A 15271-nucleotide genomic window follows, 5' to 3' on the forward strand; every position below is an offset into this window, starting at 1 on the left:
CTTCAACAACTAATTTTTTTAAGTCATAATCATATTTAGCCACTATAAAAAGCCCCCTAAGCTAGATTTTTTGGTCTAACTTAGGGGGCGCACTACAGCATGTATAAATACACACTCCTCCTAAACTTATTATTTCACTTCTTTGTATACATTTTTCAATGTAACAGGTGCAGCAAATGTGTGGTAATTGAGACCTTTTACTTGGTCGTTTTGTAAAACCGTTTGTTGTTTTTGACTGAGTACAATCATTCCTGCTGTGTTTTCAATCGCTTCTTTTTCTGCTTCAATTAACGTCGCCCAACGCTTTTCCAAGTCCGTTGCATATTTTTGATTGGCGTCGTCTAATAATGCATCAAACTTAGGATTAGAATAGTTACGATCATTGCCTGTATAAAGCATGCTTAAGGTAGAAATTGGATCTTGATAGTCAGAGGTCCAGTAAATTAGGAACATGTCATAATCACTTTCTCTACTTAAATTTAAGGCTGTTTCAGTTGGTAAAGCAGTCACTTTCACTGTTAACCCTGGGAATAAATCTTGCAATGTTCCTTGAAGACTTTCTCCCATTTTTTTGTAAGATCCGTCATCTGTAACCATCAACTCTAGAGTAACCTTATCTCCTAACTCTTTTTTCGCTTTTTCCCAGTACTTCACAGCTTCTTCTTTGTCATAAACCATTAAGTCCCCTGCTTCTTCGCGGAAATCTTTCCCTGTTACAGGATTACTTACAAAACCAGAAGTCACGGCACCGTACAATGGTTTTGACCCGTCAGCAATAATATTATTGACTAAGTTTTCTTTGTCTATTCCTAAAGCCAGCGCTTTTCTTAAATTCTCATTTTTCAAAGGTGTATCTTTGCCTTTACGTTTTTGATTTAAACGAATATAATTCATCGTTCCAGTTGGATAGGAATGGTAATTCGGATTATCTTTGTTTTGTTTGGCTATTTCTCCATCAATCGTAGCCACATCTAATTGTCCATCTTCAAATAAATTCAATGCTGTCGAAGCCTCTTTTACTACTTCATAATGAATCTTCTCGGATTTTACATTTTTATGATCCCAATACGTATCATTTTTTACTAAATCCCAGCTTAAATCAGTTTGCTTCCAATTTTCAACAACGAAAGGACCATTATAAACGGCTTTTTCACTGGATGTTCCATAATCTGCGCCCATTTCTTCCACTGCCTTTTGATTTTGAGGGAAAAAAGTTGGGAATGCTAACAGTGAGGTAAAATATGGTGCCGCTTCTTTTAGCTTGATTTCTAACGTCTGATCATCAATTGCTTTTACACCTAATTCATCAGGTTTCTTTTCTCCTGCAGAAATTTGAGCAGCATTTTCAACGGTACCTACCAGAAGAAAACTATACACATACCCATTCGCTGGATCAATCATTTTTTTCCAAGCATATTCAAAATCTTTTGCGGTTACCGAATCGCCATTCGTCCAAACTGCATCATCTCTTAAAGTGATCGTATATGTTTTTCCATCTTCAGAAATTGCAGGCATCTCTTTTGCAACAGCTGGAATCAATTGGTCTTTTTCGTCTAGCGAATATAGTCCTTCAAACGCAGCGGTTTGAACGATTGCATCTGGAAAATCCAACATTACTGATGTATTCAATGTTGTTAACTCCGTTGCTGACATTAAATTAAGCACAGCATCTTTCTTCTCTTCTTCTTTCGCTGCGTTCTTGCCAGATGAGCAACCAACAAGTAAACTAGCCGCCAAGGTAATCATCATTCCAAATTGTACTATCTTTTTCATTTTGTCCTCCTCTATTCGTTTAAACTATCTAGTCTCTTTCAACAAGCATCCAAATAACAACTGCGGGGTCTTCACCATCATTGTAATTGATATGGCCTTCACCCGCTTCAATTAATTGAGCATCCCCAGGTTTCCCTACCAAATCTTGTCCGTCTTCTAAAATAGTATGAGCAGTTCCTGAAACAACATAAGAATACTCATCCTGATCATGCCTAGCAAACCCTTCTAATGGACGTTTTTCTCCTGGTTGAAGAGTGATTAATCCCATTTGTACTTTTTCATTCGGTTGATTTTCTGAATCAAAGAAGATTGTCATTTCTTGTGGCAATGTTGGTTTGATTATCATTGATTTCACTCCTTCATCTTTTTATTAAGACCTTTTTATTTTTTATTTTTAATTTCTTATGGTTTCCTATTATCCCTTGTTTTGCGGTGAAAAGCAATATGATTTTTGAAAATTCTGACATTTCTATCCTATTATTTTCAATTTATATTGTTTCATTAAAAAATGTTCCAATTAAATTCTTGTTATTCCTGAATTTTTGTATTACAATAACTAATACACGTGATACTGTCATAAAATCTGAAAGGTGATTAACTATGAATCCTATTTTAGCAGTTAGACATTTGACTAAAACTTACGCTGACGGACATTTAGCAGTAAATAATTTAAGTCTAGAAATACAAGCTGGAGATATCTTTGGTTTTATTGGTCATAATGGTGCTGGAAAAACTACCACTCTTCGTTCTATTATTGGGGCTCTTCACTTTGAAATAGGAGAAATTTTAATTAATGGCGATTCAATTAAAACACAAGCTGTTAAATGTAAAAAGCAAATGGCCTATTTGCCTGATAATCCCGACCTTTATGATTATTTAACAGGCATACAATACCTCAACTTTATTGCAGACATGTATGGTGTACCATTAGATATCAGACAAAAAAGAATACAAGATTTTAGCGATCGACTTTCCTTAACAGCAAATTTGGGAAACCTAATCAGTTCTTACTCACATGGGATGAAGCAGAAATTAGCGCTAATTTCTGCCTTTATTCATCAACCTAAACTGTTGCTTTTAGACGAACCTTTTGTTGGATTAGATCCTGAAGCAACTTATATTGTCAAAAAAATGATGATTGAACTTTGTGAAAAAGGAAGTGCTATTTTTTTCTCCACCCATATTTTAGAAGTCGCAGAAAACTTATGTAATAAAATCGGATTGATTGATAATGGGGAACTGAAACTAGTTGGACTAACTGACGACGTACGGGGTGGAAAATCCTTAGAAGAAGTTTTTTTGGAGGTTGTGGGTCATGAATAAATTAATGCCTTTATTGAAAATTCAAATGATGGGATTCTTTAATATTAACAAAATCAAATATAGTGGCAACAAACGAGAAAAAAGAACCGCTATTTTTTCACTAATTGGAGTTATACTGTTAATTATTTTAATGGAAACCTATTTAATTGGCTTAGTTTTAGGTTGGAGCTACTTAGGTTTGACGGAATCAATTCCGGCTCTATTACTGCTAGTAAATGTTATCGTATGCTTCATTTTAACCTTTATGAAAAGTAACGGTGCTCTGTTTGGTTTTCGTGACTATGATTTACTAATTTCTTTGCCAATTTCTTCAAAACAATTGATCGCTAGCAGGTTAATCCCTTCATACCTACTGAATATTTTTTTCTCAATTTTCAGCTTTTTCTTCCCAATGATTATTTTTTGGACACGAGGTTATTTCTCTGTTACATCATTGCTTATGACTATTTTGGCGCTAATAGTTCTCTCCATTGTGCCTACGATTGCTGCCATGCTTATAGGACTTGTTACAGCTATTATTGCTAGTCGTTTTCGCTATACAAATCTTGTTACAGTTATCATAAGTATGCTATTCCTCCTTTCCTTAATGCTGGTATCTTTTTCAATCAGAAGTATCGATATAAAACAATTAACTCAGTTAGGGAAACTAGTTGACGAAAGTATTCAAAAATTTTATCCTCTAGCAGCTTGGCTTAATGACGGAATCGTTTACAAAAACTGGCTCAGCTTTTCAGCCTTTTTCGTCACTTCTTTAGTTACTGGCACTTTATTTATTTTTATTCTAAGTAAATTTTACTTAACATTTAACTCAAGATTACTTTCAAATCAAAAAAATAAGGTCTTTCAATGGAGAGCCTTAAAAAAAAATTCGCAACTATTGGCATTATACAAAAGAGAATGGCGTTTGTACTTATCTAGCCCTATTTATGTTATAAACACTTTATTTGGAAGTGCAATGCTTATTGCCTTTTCAGTTGCACTCTTATTTATTCCACTAAGTCAGTTTGAAATGATGCTTAGTGTGCCTAATTTAAAGGAAGTCATCCAGCCCTATTTACCGCTTTTTCCAGTTGCTCTCTCTTTTTTCTTAGTTATTGGAACCACAACCTCCTCTTCCATCAGTATCGAAGGAAAAAATTACTGGCAACTTTCAGTTTTACCAGTAAAATTGAAAGTTATTTATCAAGCAAAGCTCCTTTTGAACTTAACAATTGTGCTTCCAGCAATTATCATTAGTGGAAGTTGTTTCAGTCTCATTTTTGATATAGGTGGTTTGCATTTACTTTTCCTATTTATAATGCCCCTAGCCTACAGCCTTTTCGCTGAAGCTCTGGGTCTATTAATGGATTGTTCATATGCAAAGTTTGACTGGACTAATGTACAACAAGTCGTAAAGCAATCATTCGCCAATATACTTACGTCAGTGGTTAATTTTATTTCAGTTCTTTTAGGTCTTGTAGTAATCATGACTTTTCCAACTAATCCCTTGGTAATTTTAAGTATATGGCTTCTTTTACTACTAGTTTCTGCTCACTTGTTATACCGAAAAATTATTAACAAAAATCCATTTCTCTTTGAATAGATAAACCATTAATTATTTACTAACAAAAATGAGCTAACGTTTCGACAAAGATATAGGGTACTTGTAGGATAAAGTAGCCAACTTTATGCAAAGTTGTTTAATAAATATGTTTTACTAATATAAACAAATGGATATAGAAAACAGCACTTAAAAATAGATGCTCCCAGACATTTATTTTTAAGTGCTATTTCTTTTTTTACTCCCAGTAACCTTCATGAACTTTAGCCGCTAATACTTCTACTTCAGAAAAAGGTCCAATCACTTGAATATCTTTTTGACCATGACCTAAAATTTCTTTACTCGGCAAATCAAATGTTGGGTTTTGTTCATTAGAACCAGTTAATTCCAACAAGCGTTTCTCAGTCATTCCATAAACAATCGTGCCAATATTTCCCCAGTAGATGGTTCCTGTACACATTGCACAAGGCTCAGCCGTTGTATATAACGTACATTCCCATAAAAACTCTTTGCTGTACTTTTGTGAAGCTCTCGCGGCCAGAGTTGTTTCCGCGTGTCCAGTACAAATGTTTTCCGTGATTTCAATATTTTCTTGTTCTAATAAAATGGTTCCATTTTTATCTGCCAGCAACGCTCCGAAAGGCGTATTTCCATGACTCCTAGCGTCTCTAGATATTTCCACACAACGTTTTAAAAGTTCAATATGTTGTTCTCTCTTCATACTTTCTCCTCTTTAAAGTAAAAATCTATTTCGTAGCTCTTGTCTCATCGATGGTACAATTTTTATCTCTCTTCTCAAATAATCCGCCATGCTTCCATAGTGTTCGTTGATTACTTGGTAAAACTCATCCAAATAGGAACTGTCAACATTTAACGCTATCTTTAGTGCTTGTAAATGATGTTCTTCTAAACCAGCTTTTTTGGCCTGTTCCAACAGCCAAGCATTCTCTTTTTCCCTTAGTTGATTCGTCAATAAATAATCGGTATAAATAGCAGTCTTTGGAACTTCTAAAGTTTCTAAAATCAGTGCTGCACCAATTCCGGTTCGATCTTTTCCGGCAAAACAATGAAATAATATACTTTCATCATTTTTCAATGAAAGTATTTCTTCAAAAAATTGCGCATATCCTTTTTGAGCAGACGCATCCAATGCAATATCTTTATATAAATTTTTCATGTAATTTTTTGATTTTTCTATGGAACCGATTTTTACAAAATCTTCCATAGAAGCCCCATTATCTTCTACTGCTGCAAGGATATCAATATGAATATAACTCGTGTTAGGAACAGAAACATCAGGTCGTTCTGCTACTTCTTTTTCACTTCTCAAATCAATAATCTTACCTAATTTATAGTGATCCTCAAGTTGTTGACTTTGTTCTTTTGAAAGTGCTGATAGTTCTCCTGAACGAAAAAAAGTATTCGTAACTAGCTGCTCTCCATGTCTATTTTTGATTCCACCAATATCCCGAAAGTTCGTTATTGTACTCATTTTATAGGCCTCCATTAAATTCTATCTTAATATTGCGATTTAAGGTCTTCTTTCTACCTCATCAAAAAAACGACTACACATTGATAATTTTGATATTCGTAACATTTTTATGAATCGATATATCTTCAATCATCTCCATATAAGTCAAATCCTTTGGTAATTCTATCGTATAGACATTATTGTATATTCTTGTATTTCCATGCAATTCAACACTAAATTCAATATCTCGAACTAAAATTTTTTTTTCTTCAAAATAGTTATTTAAAAACTCTTTTGTTTGCAGCTTATGAACAAATTTTACTTCAACCTTCTTTTCTACAGAAACATTTATAATTTGCTTCAACCACAATAAACTAATCATAATTGCTACTGTTCCAAAAATTGCAATGCTATAATAGCCCATTCCAACTGCAATCCCTAGACAAGCTACCGCCCAAATCGTCGCGGCTGTTGTTAATCCTAAAATAGAACGTTTAGTTATGACAATCGTACCCGCTCCTAAAAAACCAACACCACTAACAACTTGTGCAACTAGTCTTGTTTGATCTGTTCGAATAACTTGAGACAAATTAGGATTCGCTCTAGCAAAATCTAGTGCCTCAATAGAAATTTTATCTTGAATTAAAGCAATTAACGTTGCCCCCACACAAACTAGAATATGAGTACGAATCCCTGCAGGTCGATTTTTTTGTTCCCTTTCCATTCCAACTAATCCTGAAATAATAATTGCCAAAACTAAACGAAAAATGATTTCTTTATTCGTCATTGTCCTCATCTCATTTTCTTTTTATACATTAATTATACCGCTTTCTTAAACATATTTCAGCATAAATTGAAAAGGATAGCACAAAACAGAAATCATTTTGTGCTATCCTTATTCAGACTTTCAGTACCTATTTTTTAACTGCTTTTCCAGCTTCAATATAACTTAAGTCATTTACTTTATCAATTGTGTATTTACCATCTTTGTATTTCACGGTTGTAACACTGGCATTTTTTACGCCGCCTTGAGGAATTTTGAAATCCTTTGAAATCGTAGCTAACATTGCTGAAATGCTTAATCCATGAGTCGTAATTAGAACATTCCCAGAACCACCATTTTTCATTTCTTTTGCAACAATATCATCTAGTCCTTCAGTTAAACGAGCAGTAATTGTTTTATAATCCTCTGCTGGCCAGTTCAACCCTTCTTCATCTTTCTTAGCATCTAATTTAGCTACGCTATTAGCAAAAGATTCTGGTGTCATATTTTTCATAAACTCTTCTAATGTAATCCCTTGATCATCTGCGATATCTTGCCACATGTTATGATTTAAATCACCTTCATAGGTTCCAAAATTAAATTCTCTTAATCTTGGATCAGTAATTGGTTTTAAATCAGAAGATTTACTATTTTCTTTAATAATTAAATCAGCCGTTTGAATAGCTCTACCGCTATCACTACTATAAACATTTTGGAATTCAACATCTTTTAAGCCCACACCAGCAGCTGTTACAACTTCTTCACCAGCTGGTGTTAAAACTGCGTCAGACCAGCCTTGTACACGGTCTGTTGTATTCAACATTGTTTTCCCATGGCGAACAATATACAAAGTTAGTTCATCATTTTTACTTTCAACAGCAGTTGACGATGATTGAGAAGAAGCCGCTTCTTTGTTCCCCGAACCACAGCCAGCTATTAAAACCATCCCTAACGATAATACCCCAAGTAATTTAGCTAATTTCTTCATCTTTTTTCTCCTTATCGATTAATATTTTAGTGTTCCTAAAAAAACTATTATAATTATATATTTAATTATAATCAGAACTTAACTATTTACGTTGTATCCTAGTTTCTTTAAATCAGAATAAATGTTGAGAACAGAAGTAATAATCTACCAGGTTCCTATCTTATTAATTTCTAAACATAAAATATGCTAGAATCAATAACAGCATTCCAAAAGAAAAATACTTCTGTCTCAACCTCAATTTAATTTAATTTGATAAATCTTCACCATTTGAAGCAATCACTTTTTTATACCAATCAAATGATTTTTTCTTAGAACGTTTCAACGTACCATTTCCTTCATTATCACGATCTACGTAGATAAATCCATAGCGTTTCTTCATTTCACCAGTTCCTGCGCTGACTAAGTCAATACAGCCCCAAGTCGTATATCCTAGCAAATCAACACCATCTAATTCTACAGCGTCTTTCATTGCTTGAATGTGTGAAGCTAGATAGGAAATACGGTAATCATCTTCTACGTAGCCATTTTCATCTGGTACGTCAACTGCGCCTAAACCATTTTCAACAATAAACAAAGGTTTTTGGTAACGGTCATATAAATCGTTCATTGTTACACGTAATCCAAGTGGATCAATTTGCCAGCCCCACTCACTTGCTTCTAAATAAGGGTTTTTAACAGAGGCAAAAATGTTTCCAGCTGTTTGCTCATTGATTTTAGGATCTGTAGATGTCACTCGTGAAGAGTAGTAAGAGAATGAAATAAAATCAACTGTATGAGCAGCTAATAATTCTTCATCGCCATCTTCCATTACAATATTAATTCCTTTGCGTTTCATCTCTTTTAATGCATAAGCAGGATATTTTCCACGAGATTGAACATCAATAAAGAAATAATTCTCACGGTCTTTTTCACGTGAAGACCAAACATCTTCTGGTTTACATGTATAAGCATAGTTAGAACCCGCAGCTAACATACAACCTACTTGGTTTTCCGGATCTACCTCATGAGCAATTTTAGTAGCGATTGCACTTGCTACTAATTCATGATGCGCTGCTTGGAACTTGATTTGCTCTTCATTTTCGCCTTCTTCAAAATATAAACCAGCTCCCATAAATGGTGCATGCAAAATCATATTTATTTCGTTAAATGTTAGCCAATATTTCACTAGTCCTTTATAACGATTAAAAATAGCATTACATAAATTTTCATAGAAACCAACTAATTCTCTACTGCGCCAAGCACCATATTTTTCAACTAGATACATTGGGCAATCAAAGTGAGTAATCGTTACTAAAGGTTCAATTCCATATTTGTGACATTCTTTAAATAAATCTTCATAGAATTTCAAGCCTTCTTCATTTGGTTCTGTTTCATCTCCCATTGGGAAAATACGACTCCATGCAATCGATAAACGATAAGTTTTAAAACCCATTTCTCCAAACAAAGCAATATCTTCTTTAAAACGATGATACATGTCAATAGCATTTTGTGCTGGGTAAAAATGCTCGTCATCAAATTGGAACATTTTTTTCTTACCTGTGATTACTGGGAAGCGATCTGGGCCAACTGGAGCTAAATCCACATTAGCTAAGCCTCTTCCTCCTTCTTGGTATCCACCTTCACACTGGTTAGCAGCAGTTGCGCCGCCCCATAAAAAATCTTTTCTAAATGACATTTTACTACCCACTTCCTAAAATTTTTAAATTTATACTAACGCTGTAAGCAACGTATCGTTGATTGTTACTTCTTTTTCCTGTGATTCCACAATATCTAAATAATCAGCAGAATTTGTAATAATTACAGGGGTTTCAACGCTGTATCCTTGGTTTTTAATTCCTTCAATATCAAAAGTAATTAGGACCTGTCCCTTTTGCACTTTATCGCCTTGTTTTACTTTTGCTTCGTAATATTTACCTTCTAATTGTACTGTATCCATTCCAATATGAATTAACAATTCCATACCTTCATCAGAAATCAATCCAATCGCATGTTTAGTTGGGAATAAAGACATTACAGTTCCTTCAAAAGGAGATGTTACAATTCCTTCATAAGGCTCAATTAGAATACCTTTTCCTAAAATACCTTTTGCAAAAGCTTGATCCTGTGTTTGACTCAATGGTAAAACAGCTCCCGTAATAGGGCTGTTAATCGCTTCATGTTTTGCTCCACCATCATTCTTTACATCAGCTAGTTCTTCAACAACCGCTTCATCTTTCCAGAAGAAGAAGGTTAAAGTAAACCCAATCACAACAGCGACACCAATTGCCATAAACGCAGTCCACATAGCACTTGCGTCACCAGTTCCAGTATTTATATAGTTTACAACACCAAAGATTCCTAGTCCACCCATTACATATGATTTAGCACCAAGCACTGTCATAACTGCGCCACTAGCTGCTCCACCAATCATAGAGAAAATAAATGGTTTTCTTTTTGGTAATGATAATCCATAAATAGCTGGTTCGGTTACACCACAGATACCAGAAATAACTGCTGGAATAACCAACGCTTTTTCTTTTTCATTTTTAAGTTTGAAGTACATTGCACCAACAGCAGCCGTTTGAGCAAAACTAGCCCCAAACATTCCAACTAGAGCTGTAGAATAGCCTAACGTTCCTAATTGCATCATTGCTAAAGGAATCAAGCTCCAGTGGAGTCCAAAGATTACAAGGACTTGCCAGAAGAACCCAACAATTAAGCCCATCAATAGCGGTGAAAATTCATTTAAGTTTACAAACCCTGTAGACAACACATTAGTCAATACAGTAACTACTGGTCCAACCAATAAGAAACCAACTGGCAATGCGATTAACAAAACAAAGAATGGTACAAAAAATGTTTGAATAAGTTCCGGAATAATTTTCTTTGCAATTTTTTGTAACTTGCTAGCAAACCATACAATCAAGATAACTGGAATGACACTACTTGTATAGTTGTTAGCTATAAAAGGAAGGCCAAAGACAGTTGTATAGACTGGACTTTCAACCATCGTTCCCGCAAATAAAGTTGAGATTGGTTCGTTCACACTTAGTGCATTCAACTGTAGTGCTGGATAACATAGCGCTCCTCCGATAGCCATACCAAGGAATTGATTTAAGCCAAACTTTTTTGAAGCGGTAAATCCAACAATAATTGGCATAAAGAAGAAAATTGTATCACCAATACCATTTAGCATTAGATATGTGCCACTAGTGTTCTGATATACTTTTAGAAATACTAGTAACGCATTGACCCCTTTAATCATACCACCTGCTGATAAAACACCCAAGAACGGTTGAAAACAACCACTAATAATATCAATTAAACGATTCATCATTCCTTGTGATTCATCTTCTTGACTGGTACTTGCTTGACCACTTAGTCCAGCAATCTCGACTACATCATCATAAACTTGTGGAACATGATTCCCAATCACTACTTGGTATTGTCCACCACTTTTCATTACAGTTACCACACCATCCATATTTTTTAGGACGTCATCATTTGCTTTTGATTCATCTTTCAATTTAAATCTTAATCTTGTAATACAGTGTGTTAAGCTGTTAATGTTTTCTTTTCCTCCAACATTCTTAACAATCTTTTCTGCTAAATCATGATATTTACCCATTTCTATTCCTCCATCATTCTATTTTTCAATAGTATTTGAAGGTTTAGCCAACTTAATGTCACTATCCAAAAGGCATGCACAAGCATCGCCAAGTACTAATTGCTATAAAAAAACTCTATCCTCCTTAATACTCATTTATATAACAACATTCAACTATTCTTTGCAACTAAGCGGGCAATATGAATCGTTAAATAAAGTTTTTCATCATTAGAAATCATATAATCATAGTTCTCATAAAGAAACTGCTCTATCCTATTCACACAGCTATAGGCATTTTTATACTTCATTTTTATCATTTCTAAAAGATCCTCATCTGTTTCATCAATATACTGCTTTTTAGCAATCAATCGATAAGAGAAAAATTTTAAATGCGTAGTAAACCTATAGAAATAGACTGAATTCTCATCAAAAGCTATTTTAAAATAGTACTTTACAATATTCGTAATTTCCTGCATCACTCGTGTCATTTCATACATGTTCCCGGGATCTTCTGTATCTCTTTGCGCATTAACAATATGCAAAGCAATAAATCCAGCTTCATCTTCAGACAATTCGACACCATACTTGTTTTTAACTCGCTCTATCGCTCTCAAACCAATCTCAAATTCATCCGAAAAAAATCTTTTAATGTCCCAAAGCAAGACATTTTTTATCACTACGCCATTCTTTACTCTTTCAATAGCGGTATGAATATGATCCGTGAGAGATATATAAATCCGATCGTTTAATTTTCTACCTGTTTTTTCCTTTGCATAGTCAATAATTCCATCTGATATTTCTAAGTATTCAATTGGTAAATCAGCTAATAACTCTTGAAACTGCAAAGATGTATCTTGATTGGTCAGTTGATAAATTTTATCAATTTTACTTTTTGAAACATGATCCCCAGATTTCTTTTTAAATGCTAGCCCTTTGCCCATAACAATTAACTCTCTATCCTTTTCGTCTTTCGCAATAATTACGTTATTGTTTAATACTTTTTCAATCAACACTTTTTCATCCCCCAAAAGAAAAATAGACATATTCCCTGCCCCTAACAACAACTCTTAATTGATTATAAAAAACTAAAAGAATTACTCAATATTTAACGCATTTCAGAAATTAGTAGATTATTAACGTAGAATAATTATGAAAAAAAACCTAACCATTTCAAAAAAGAAGACATTCATCCTTTTTGAGATAATTAGGTTTAGCTTGTACTTAAACAATCACTATCCAACTATTCATTTTTGTTATGTATAAAGATTAACCCATTTGAATCTATTTGTCAACGTTTTCATTAATATTAATATATTTATATTCCATACAATAAATAACAAAGTAAAAACGGTCTTTTAACAAAAAATGCTAAAAAACCGCTTGATGACCCGTACGGGAATCGAACCCGTGATACCGCCGTGAAAGGGCGGTGTCTTAACCGCTTGACCAACGGGCCTTAAATCTAATGGGCCTAAATGGACTCGAACCATCGACCTCACGCTTATCAGGCGTGCGCTCTAACCAGCTGAGCTATAGGCCCTTAAATATGAAAAAAGCGGGTGACGAGAATCGAACTCGCGACAACAGCTTGGAAGGCTGTGGTTTTACCACTAAACTACACCCGCAGATTTCAGATGGCCCGGGACAGAATCGAACTGCCGACACACGGAGCTTCAATCCGTTGCTCTACCAACTGAGCTACCGGGCCATGTTTTACTTTTTAAACGGTCTGGACGGGACTCGAACCCGCGACCTCCTGCGTGACAGGCAGGCATTCTAACCAGCTGAACTACCAAACCATAAATGTTATTGTTCTTTAATGATGCTATTAATGTCACTTGGCTTTTACTAAAGCCGATTGCGGGGGCAGGATTTGAACCTACGACCTTCGGGTTATGAGCCCGACGAGCTACCTGACTGCTCCACCCCGCGATAATTTAAAAGGAGGATAAGGGATTCGAACCCTTGCACGGTTTTACCCGCCTGACGGTTTTCAAGACCGTTCCCTTCAGCCGGACTTGGGTAATCCTCCGTGTTTATAATTTTAAATGACCCGTACGGGAATCGAACCCGTGATACCGCCGTGAAAGGGCGGTGTCTTAACCGCTTGACCAACGGGCCTTTGAAGAACGGAGAAGGAGGGATTTGAACCCTCGCGCCAGTTTCCCGACCTACACCCTTAGCAGGGGCGCCTCTTCAGCCACTTGAGTACTTCCCCAAGACATTAAATGGGCCTAAATGGACTCGAACCATCGACCTCACGCTTATCAGGCGTGCGCTCTAACCAGCTGAGCTATAGGCCCTTAAAGAACAAAGCGGGTGACGAGAATCGAACTCGCGACAACAGCTTGGAAGGCTGTGGTTTTACCACTAAACTACACCCGCATGGCGGTCTGGACGGGACTCGAACCCGCGACCTCCTGCGTGACAGGCAGGCATTCTAACCAGCTGAACTACCAAACCATAAATGTTATTGTTCTTTAATGATGCTATTAATGTCACTTGGCTTTTACTAAAGCCGATTGCGGGGGCAGGATTTGAACCTACGACCTTCGGGTTATGAGCCCGACGAGCTACCTGACTGCTCCACCCCGCGATAATTTAAAAGGAGGATAAGGGATTCGAACCCTTGCACGGTTTTACCCGCCTGACGGTTTTCAAGACCGTTCCCTTCAGCCGGACTTGGGTAATCCTCCGTGTTTATAATTTTAAATAATGTCACAATGGACCTTGTAGGACTCGAACCTACGACCTAACGGTTATGAGCCGTTTGCTCTAACCAACTGAGCTAAAGGTCCTGCCTTTAAAAAGTAAATCGCGGCGAAGGGGATCGAACCCCCGACCTCCCGGGTATGAACCGGACGCTCTAGCCAGCTGAGCTACACCGCGAAAATATGAAGCTAATGGAGCCTAGCGGGATCGAACCGCTGACCTCCTGCGTGCAAAGCAGGCGCTCTCCCATCTGAGCTAAGGCCCCACAAAAATTTGTTAATAATCGGGAAGACAGGATTCGAACCTGCGACCCCTTGGTCCCAAACCAAGTGCTCTACCAAGCTGAGCTACTTCCCGAAAATGCACCCAAAGGGAGTCGAACCCCTAACCTTTTGATTCGTAGTCAAACACTCTATCCAGTTGAGCTATGGGTGCGAATCATGTTACTACTGCTTTTGTACAAGTCCAACAAAAATTGTTGCTTCTCTGTACAATGCCGAGGACCGGAATCGAACCGGTACGGTGATCACTCACCGCAGGATTTTAAGTCCTGTGCGTCTGCCAGTTCCGCCACCCCGGCGAAAGAACAAGCTAAGCGGAAAACGGGGTTCGAACCCGCGACCCCCACCTTGGCAAGGTGGTGCTCTACCACTGAGCTATTTCCGCGCTCTGATGCCGGCTAAAGGACTTGAACCCTCGACCCTCTGATTACAAATCAGATGCTCTACCAACTGAGCTAAGCCGGCTATTTAATAATGCGGGTGAAGGGACTTGAACCCCCACGCCGTTAGGCGCTAGATCCTAAATCTAGTGCGTCTGCCAATTCCGCCACACCCGCAATAAGTTTATTGCTATGAGCCGTGCAGGGCTCGAACCTGCGACCCTCTGATTAAAAGTCAGATGCTCTACCAACTGAGCTAACGGCTCAAAAAAATGGAGGTTAACGGGTTCGAACCGCTGACCCCCTGCTTGTAAGGCAGGTGCTCTCCCAGCTGAGCTAAACCTCCATAACAACACTTTAGCGTGGCGACGTCCTACTCTCACAAAGGGAAACCCTTCACTACAATCGGCGCTAAGAAGCTTAACTTCTGTGTTCGGCATGGGAACAGGTGTAT

General features: G+C 36.7%; 11 protein-coding genes, 25 tRNA genes and 1 rRNA gene. 2 read left to right on the plus strand and 35 right to left on the minus strand.

Translation table 11 applies throughout. From position 1 onward, the window contains the following. Window positions 1-129 precede the first annotated feature (129 nt). Together BCR26_RS14440 and BCR26_RS14445 are read right to left on the minus strand one after the other, a co-directional pair. Window positions 130-1773 (minus strand): peptide ABC transporter substrate-binding protein, encoded by a 1644-nt coding sequence (locus tag BCR26_RS14440; RefSeq protein ID WP_069699703.1) that lies wholly within the window; start codon window positions 1771-1773, stop codon window positions 130-132. 28 nt (window positions 1774-1801) lie between these two features. After that, entirely contained in the window at window positions 1802-2119 is a 318-nt protein-coding gene (locus tag BCR26_RS14445) for a cupin domain-containing protein (protein ID WP_069699704.1), read from the minus strand. A gap of 263 nt (window positions 2120-2382) precedes the next feature. On the opposite strand from BCR26_RS14445, the gene BCR26_RS14450 reads away from it, so the two are divergent. Beyond that, window positions 2383-3096 (plus strand): ABC transporter ATP-binding protein, encoded by a 714-nt coding sequence (locus BCR26_RS14450; RefSeq protein WP_069699712.1) that lies wholly within the window; start codon window positions 2383-2385, stop codon window positions 3094-3096. Further along, entirely contained in the window at window positions 3089-4678 is a 1590-nt protein-coding gene (locus BCR26_RS14455) for an ABC transporter permease (RefSeq protein ID WP_069699705.1), read from the plus strand. Before BCR26_RS14450 ends, BCR26_RS14455 begins: the two co-directional genes overlap by 8 nt. 196 nt (window positions 4679-4874) lie before the next feature. Here BCR26_RS14455 and BCR26_RS14460 read toward each other — a convergent pair whose 3' ends face one another. From BCR26_RS14460 to rrf, 33 genes are all read right to left on the minus strand, one after another. Then, a complete protein-coding gene (locus tag BCR26_RS14460) occupies window positions 4875-5357 on the minus strand; it encodes a nucleoside deaminase (RefSeq protein WP_069699706.1) in 483 nt (160 codons plus the stop codon). A 12-nt stretch (window positions 5358-5369) separates the two neighbouring features. Continuing rightward, window positions 5370-6128 carry a tyrosine-protein phosphatase gene (locus tag BCR26_RS14465; RefSeq protein ID WP_069699707.1) on the minus strand — a complete coding sequence of 253 codons (759 nt, stop codon included), beginning with the start codon at window positions 6126-6128 and terminating at the stop codon, window positions 5370-5372. A 73-nt stretch (window positions 6129-6201) separates the two neighbouring features. Beyond that, entirely contained in the window at window positions 6202-6903 is a 702-nt protein-coding gene (locus BCR26_RS14470; RefSeq protein WP_084387159.1) for an MgtC/SapB family protein, read from the minus strand. A 118-nt stretch (window positions 6904-7021) separates the two neighbouring features. Then, window positions 7022-7858: a histidine phosphatase family protein gene (locus BCR26_RS14475; protein ID WP_069699709.1), complete on the minus strand. Its 837-nt coding sequence runs from the start codon at window positions 7856-7858 to the stop codon at window positions 7022-7024. Window positions 7859-8102: 244 nt separating this feature from the next. Then, window positions 8103-9533, minus strand: a complete 1431-nt coding sequence (locus BCR26_RS14480; protein WP_069699710.1) for a 6-phospho-beta-glucosidase — start codon at window positions 9531-9533, stop codon at window positions 8103-8105. Between the two features lie 30 nt (window positions 9534-9563). Further along, window positions 9564-11465 (minus strand): beta-glucoside-specific PTS transporter subunit IIABC, encoded by a 1902-nt coding sequence (locus tag BCR26_RS14485; protein ID WP_069699711.1) that lies wholly within the window; start codon window positions 11463-11465, stop codon window positions 9564-9566. 149 nt (window positions 11466-11614) lie between these two features. Beyond that, window positions 11615-12457, minus strand: coding sequence for a BglG family transcription antiterminator LicT (gene licT / locus BCR26_RS14490; RefSeq protein ID WP_069699713.1), 843 nt, complete (start codon window positions 12455-12457; stop codon window positions 11615-11617). Window positions 12458-12828: 371 nt separating this feature from the next. Next, window positions 12829-12900: transfer RNA gene (locus BCR26_RS14495), tRNA-Glu, on the minus strand. Between the two features lie 10 nt (window positions 12901-12910). Beyond that, window positions 12911-12984 (minus strand) — tRNA-Ile (locus BCR26_RS14500). 14 nt (window positions 12985-12998) lie between these two features. Then, window positions 12999-13069 (minus strand) — tRNA-Gly (locus tag BCR26_RS14505). Window positions 13070-13079: 10 nt separating this feature from the next. Beyond that, window positions 13080-13152, minus strand: a tRNA-Phe gene (locus BCR26_RS14510). 17 nt (window positions 13153-13169) lie between these two features. After that, a tRNA-Asp gene (locus tag BCR26_RS14515) sits at window positions 13170-13243 on the minus strand. Between the two features lie 59 nt (window positions 13244-13302). After that, window positions 13303-13376, minus strand: a tRNA-Met gene (locus BCR26_RS14520). A 10-nt stretch (window positions 13377-13386) separates the two neighbouring features. Further along, window positions 13387-13476: transfer RNA gene (locus BCR26_RS14525), tRNA-Ser, on the minus strand. 17 nt (window positions 13477-13493) lie between these two features. After that, window positions 13494-13565, minus strand: a tRNA-Glu gene (locus BCR26_RS14530). Between the two features lie 9 nt (window positions 13566-13574). Next, window positions 13575-13662 (minus strand) — tRNA-Ser (locus tag BCR26_RS14535). Window positions 13663-13673: 11 nt separating this feature from the next. Further along, window positions 13674-13747 (minus strand) — tRNA-Ile (locus BCR26_RS14540). 11 nt (window positions 13748-13758) lie between these two features. Then, window positions 13759-13829 (minus strand) — tRNA-Gly (locus BCR26_RS14545). Between the two features lies 1 nt (window position 13830). After that, window positions 13831-13907: transfer RNA gene (locus BCR26_RS14550), tRNA-Asp, on the minus strand. A gap of 59 nt (window positions 13908-13966) precedes the next feature. Beyond that, window positions 13967-14040: transfer RNA gene (locus BCR26_RS14555), tRNA-Met, on the minus strand. Window positions 14041-14050: 10 nt separating this feature from the next. Next, a tRNA-Ser gene (locus BCR26_RS14560) sits at window positions 14051-14140 on the minus strand. A gap of 28 nt (window positions 14141-14168) precedes the next feature. Continuing rightward, window positions 14169-14242, minus strand: a tRNA-Ile gene (locus tag BCR26_RS14565). A 17-nt stretch (window positions 14243-14259) separates the two neighbouring features. After that, window positions 14260-14333, minus strand: a tRNA-Met gene (locus BCR26_RS14570). Window positions 14334-14348: 15 nt separating this feature from the next. Then, a tRNA-Ala gene (locus BCR26_RS14575) sits at window positions 14349-14421 on the minus strand. Between the two features lie 18 nt (window positions 14422-14439). Next, window positions 14440-14513 (minus strand) — tRNA-Pro (locus tag BCR26_RS14580). 4 nt (window positions 14514-14517) lie between these two features. Beyond that, window positions 14518-14591, minus strand: a tRNA-Arg gene (locus BCR26_RS14585). 59 nt (window positions 14592-14650) lie between these two features. Beyond that, window positions 14651-14736 (minus strand) — tRNA-Leu (locus tag BCR26_RS14590). Between the two features lie 14 nt (window positions 14737-14750). Continuing rightward, window positions 14751-14822 (minus strand) — tRNA-Gly (locus tag BCR26_RS14595). A gap of 7 nt (window positions 14823-14829) precedes the next feature. Continuing rightward, window positions 14830-14902 (minus strand) — tRNA-Thr (locus BCR26_RS14600). A 10-nt stretch (window positions 14903-14912) separates the two neighbouring features. Further along, a tRNA-Leu gene (locus tag BCR26_RS14605) sits at window positions 14913-14994 on the minus strand. Window positions 14995-15010: 16 nt separating this feature from the next. Then, window positions 15011-15083: transfer RNA gene (locus BCR26_RS14610), tRNA-Lys, on the minus strand. A gap of 7 nt (window positions 15084-15090) precedes the next feature. After that, window positions 15091-15163, minus strand: a tRNA-Val gene (locus tag BCR26_RS14615). A gap of 14 nt (window positions 15164-15177) precedes the next feature. Continuing rightward, window positions 15178-15271 (minus strand): 5S ribosomal RNA (gene rrf, locus BCR26_RS14620); the annotation flags it as partial.

Origin of the sequence: Enterococcus rivorum, assembly GCF_001742285.1 — a bacterium.
Lineage (GTDB): Bacteria > Bacillota > Bacilli > Lactobacillales > Enterococcaceae > Enterococcus_L > Enterococcus_L rivorum.

Coding starts and splice junctions, on each gene's coding strand:
- BCR26_RS14475 (WP_069699709.1), bottom strand. CDS start 7,858: ATGAAGAAATTAGCTAAATTACTTGGGGTATTATCGTTAGGGATGGTT.
- BCR26_RS14440 (WP_069699703.1), bottom strand. CDS start 1,773: ATGAAAAAGATAGTACAATTTGGAATGATGATTACCTTGGCGGCTAGT.
- BCR26_RS14480 (WP_069699710.1), bottom strand. CDS start 9,533: ATGTCATTTAGAAAAGATTTTTTATGGGGCGGCGCAACTGCTGCTAAC.
- BCR26_RS14460 (WP_069699706.1), bottom strand. CDS start 5,357: ATGAAGAGAGAACAACATATTGAACTTTTAAAACGTTGTGTGGAAATA.
- BCR26_RS14485 (WP_069699711.1), bottom strand. CDS start 11,465: ATGGGTAAATATCATGATTTAGCAGAAAAGATTGTTAAGAATGTTGGA.
- BCR26_RS14455 (WP_069699705.1), top strand. CDS start 3,089: ATGAATAAATTAATGCCTTTATTGAAAATTCAAATGATGGGATTCTTT.
- BCR26_RS14445 (WP_069699704.1), bottom strand. CDS start 2,119: ATGATAATCAAACCAACATTGCCACAAGAAATGACAATCTTCTTTGAT.
- BCR26_RS14465 (WP_069699707.1), bottom strand. CDS start 6,128: ATGAGTACAATAACGAACTTTCGGGATATTGGTGGAATCAAAAATAGA.
- BCR26_RS14470 (WP_084387159.1), bottom strand. CDS start 6,903: ATGAGGACAATGACGAATAAAGAAATCATTTTTCGTTTAGTTTTGGCA.